This window comes from Mycobacterium sp. TH-M82, from assembly GCF_057473605.1.
Window position 1 is genome coordinate 1 of sequence record NZ_JBYCKY010000416.1, and the last position, 2,543, is coordinate 2,543.

The 2,543-nt window shown below is 66.6% G+C and carries 3 protein-coding genes; 2 read left to right on the forward strand and 1 reads right to left on the reverse strand.

Translation table 11 applies throughout. The features are described 5' to 3' along the window. Positions 1-173 (reverse strand): ATP-dependent Clp protease adaptor ClpS (locus tag AC2VON_RS12990; protein WP_486953336.1); only part of this gene is annotated, 173 nt, incomplete at its 3' end. Positions 174-446: 273 nt separating this feature from the next. Here AC2VON_RS12990 and AC2VON_RS12995 point away from each other — a divergent pair. Then, positions 447-1,811, forward strand: coding sequence for a flavin monoamine oxidase family protein (locus tag AC2VON_RS12995; RefSeq protein WP_486953335.1), 1,365 nt, complete (start codon positions 447-449; stop codon positions 1,809-1,811). Positions 1,812-1,884: 73 nt separating this feature from the next. Next, positions 1,885-2,543, forward strand: a 659-nt coding sequence (locus tag AC2VON_RS13000; protein WP_486953337.1) for a beta/alpha barrel domain-containing protein, incomplete at its 3' end; no start/stop codon positions are given.

Genomic DNA, 2,543 nt, shown 5'->3' on the forward strand with positions numbered 1-2,543 from the left:
TCGCTGTAGCCGAACAGCTTCTGAAAGACGTAGGTCACGTAGGTCATCAGGTTGATGGGGTCATCCCAGACGATGGTGATCCACGGGCGATCGGTGACGTCGAGGGGCTCGTCACGCCGTTGGCCGGTGGTGCTCGGCTTCACCGGTGCGGAGGGCGGTGCTGACGCGGCCATACCCGTCAGGATACCGAGACGTCTTCGTGGATGCGGGGCCGCTGACACGGTGACGGTTTCCAGCGTCGGGTTTCGGGGTGATCAGGCGTGGGCTGATAGCCAGTCACCGCTTTTGGCGCCCGCAGGTCATGAAAGGCCGGCACGGCGGTGGTGGCGTTTCTGCCATTCGGTATGACAATGGATCTCACCGTGACCGAATTCCAGGGATTCGGCCCGGCTGCCCCGATTGCCGCCGTGCGCCCCAGACCCTGGACAGACCGGAGGGTCGACCCTGTGAAGTGTGTGGATGTCGTTGTGGTCGGCGCAGGCCTGAGCGGCCTGATCGCCGCTCGCTCGCTACAGCACGCGGGCCTCAAAGTGACGGTGCTGGAAGCAAGCGAGCGCATCGGCGGCAAGATGCTCACCACCACCGTCGACGGCGAGCAAGTCGACGTCGGCGCGCACTGGATCGGCCCGACCCAGCATCGCATCGCTCGTCTGGCCGCCGAGCTCAAGGTGCCAACACGCCCGCAGTGGTTGGCCGGACACGGTGTGCTCGACATCGATGGACACCGCTATCACCTCAACGGGCAGCGGCCGCAGCTTCCCGTCGATGTGTCCGCCGACATCGCGCTGGGAACCGCGCAGCTGTGGACACTGCGCCGTGGTGTCGCATTCGACGGGCCGGCGCACACCCGCCGTCGAACCCGGTTAGATCATCGAAACGGTCTGTGGCTGCGTGATCGCAGCTTCCGCACCCGGGCCGGCCAGCAGTTGTTCGAAATGACCGTGGGGCTCTTGCTCGGCGCCGCGACGTCCGAGGTGTCGGCCTTGTACCTGTTGGCTTTCCTGCGTTCCGGCCGCGGACTTCGTCGGCTGTCCAACTTCCGCGGCGGCGCGCAGCAGGACACGTTTGTCGGCGGGGTACACCAGATCTACGAGCGCCTCGCGAGCCAGCTCATCGACCCAGTGCAGTTGAACAAGCCGGTAACCGCGATAGAACAAACACCCGATCACGTGAAGGTTCACGCCGCCGGATCGGAGTTGCCGGCACGATGGGCCGTCGTCGCGATCGCCCCGCCGCTGGCCGCGCAGCTGACCTTCACACCCCCGCTGCCGGACGAACAGCTCACCACCATGGCAGCGTTGAGGCTAGGCGCATACACGAAATTCATCGCACAATACGATCGGCCCTGGTGGCGTGAACAGGGACTCAGCGGGCTGGCGCTGTGCACCGCCGGTCCGATCCAGATGGTCGTCGACGACACAGATGACCCCGCTGGACGCGGAACCCTCGCGGCGTTTGTCACCGGCCCCGCTGCACGTGATCTCGGCCGCATGACGGATGACGACCGGCAAACCGAACTCCTCAATAAGCTGGCAGAGCTACTGGGTGATCGGGCCACCGAACCCACCGCCGTTTTCGAACAAACATGGAGTCAGCAGCCATGGATCCACGGCGCCCCAGTAGCATTCGCCCCGCCCGCCGTATTGTCCGAATCAGCGGGCCTGCCCAGCCAACCGCACGGACGCATCCACTGGGCAGGCACCGACCTTGCCCGCGAGCACCACGGATACATGGATGGCGCAATAGAGTCCGGACAGCGTGCCGCCGCCGAGGTTGTCCGAAACACGGGCCGCACCAGGCAGAAGGCGTGACAGCAGCCGATACCGTAGGCCTGTGAGCGACTCGGCCTGCGCGGGACTTCTGACCGACAAGTACGAGTTGACCATGCTTGCCGCGGCGCTGCGTGACGGCACGGCGAACCGGGCGACCACCTTTCAGCTGTTCGCCCGCCGGCTGCCCGAGGGCCGCCGCTACGGTGTGGTCGCCGGCACCGACCGGCTTTTAGAAGCGTTGCCCCAGTTCGGTTTCGATGACGCCGCATTGGCGTCGCTGGCGGAGTTCCTGGATCCGGATACGTTGCGCTACCTACGCGACTACCGGTTCCGCGGCGACGTCGACGGCTACCCCGAGGGTGAGCTGTACTTCGCCGGCTCCCCGGTGCTGTCGGTGCGCGGTAGCTTCGCGGAATGCATCGTGCTGGAAACGCTGGTGCTGTCCATCTTCAACCACGACACCGCGGTCGCCTCGGCGGCCGCCCGCATGGTCAGCGCTGCGGCGGGCCGGCCGTTGATCGAAATGGGCTCGCGGCGCACCCACGAGCGGGCGGCGGTCGCCGCGGCGCGAGCGGCCTATCTCGCCGGTTTCGCCGGGTCGTCGAACCTGGAGGCGGGACGTCGCTACGGGGTGCCGGTGGTGGGTACCAGCGCGCATGCCTTCACCCTGTTGCACAGCGGTGTTGACGGACCGGACGAGCCCGCCGCGTTCCGCGCCCAGGTCGATGCGTTCGGTACCGGCACCACGCTGCTGGTGGACACCTACGACGT